The sequence below is a fragment of the Aminobacter sp. P4_D5 genome (assembly GCF_056401815.1).
Window position 1 is genome coordinate 1 of the sequence record NZ_JBFUIP010000395.1, and the last position, 1171, is coordinate 1171.

The 1171-nt window shown below is 70.4% G+C and carries 2 protein-coding genes; both read left to right on the forward strand.

Annotation, left to right across the window (positions count from 1 at the left end):
• Nucleotides 1-674, forward strand: a 674-nt coding sequence (locus AC1DWF_RS32190) for a hemerythrin domain-containing protein (protein WP_476842593.1), incomplete at its 5' end; no start/stop codon positions are given.
• Nucleotides 671-1171: cation-transporting P-type ATPase (locus AC1DWF_RS32195; protein WP_476842594.1), on the forward strand; the 501-nt coding region annotated here is incomplete at its 3' end. The genes AC1DWF_RS32190 and AC1DWF_RS32195, both read left to right, overlap by 4 nt.

The following is a 1171-nucleotide window of genomic DNA, read 5'->3' on the forward strand; positions in this document are numbered from 1 at the left end:
GGGTGGACCGCGTGGCGGAGGCCATCGCCATCGCCCAGCGCTCCCGCCGCATCGCGCTGCAGGCGATCGGGCTGGGCATGGGCATGTCGATCGTCGCCATGGCGATCGCGGCGGCCGGGTTCCTGCCCCCCCTGGCGGGAGCACTGGTGCAGGAGGTGATCGACGTCTTCGCGATCCTCTTCGCGCTGACCGCGCTGCGGCCGGGCCATGGCGAGGCGGTGTCCTCGAACTTGCCGCCGGAGGCGGGTCTCGCCGAACGCGAGGCCGAGCATGAAGGCCTGCGGCGGTTGGTGGAGGCGCTGCGCAGCGCGGGCGAGGCGATCGGCCCCACGCCCTCGGCCCTGCCGGCCTTTCGGACCCTGGAGACCCGCCTGCGCACCGAATTGCTGCCGCATCAGCGCGAGGAGGAGCGGGCCCTTTATCCGGCCGCGGCCCTGCGACTGGGCGGGCAGGATCCGATGGCGCCGCTCATCCACATGCATGCCGAGATCGAAGCCCTGGTGGCTCGGATCGCCACATTGCTCCGCCTGGCAGAGGCGAATTGGGCTGCCAGCGGCCCCGAGCTGCAGCGGGCGCTCTTCGCGCTGGAGGCGTTGCTGCGCGTGCATCTCGGCGCCGAGGAGGAGGTTCTGGCGGGGTTTTCGACGGCACCGGGTGGGGCGGCGGCATCATGAGCGCACAGAACTCCGCCTGGCACGTGGGCACGGCGGAGAAGGCGGCGGAGGATCTGAATGTTGATCTTCAGTTTGGACTGAGCGGTGAGGAAGCGGCCAAACGTCTGAGGCAGCATGGCCCCAATGCGCTCGCTCAGGCTAGGCCGCGCTCGGCCCTGGCTCTTCTGGGCCGGCAGTTTCGCAGCCTCATGGTGGGCCTGTTGATCGCGGCAGCCGGCGTCGCGCTGGCACTCGGCGATGGGGTCGAGGCGTTGGCGATTGTCGTGGTGATTCTGGTGAACGCGGCGATCGGCTTCGCCACGGAATGGAAGGCGGGTAGCGCCCTTGCCGCATTGCGGGGCCAGGACGTCGCCAGTGCGCATGTGCTGCGCGATGGCGCGGCCCATGAAATACCGGCCCGTGACCTTGTGCCGGGGGACATCGTCATCCTCGCCGCCGGCGATCGCGTGCCCGCCGATGGCCGGTTGATCGAGGATGCGCGGCTCCAGCTCGACGAG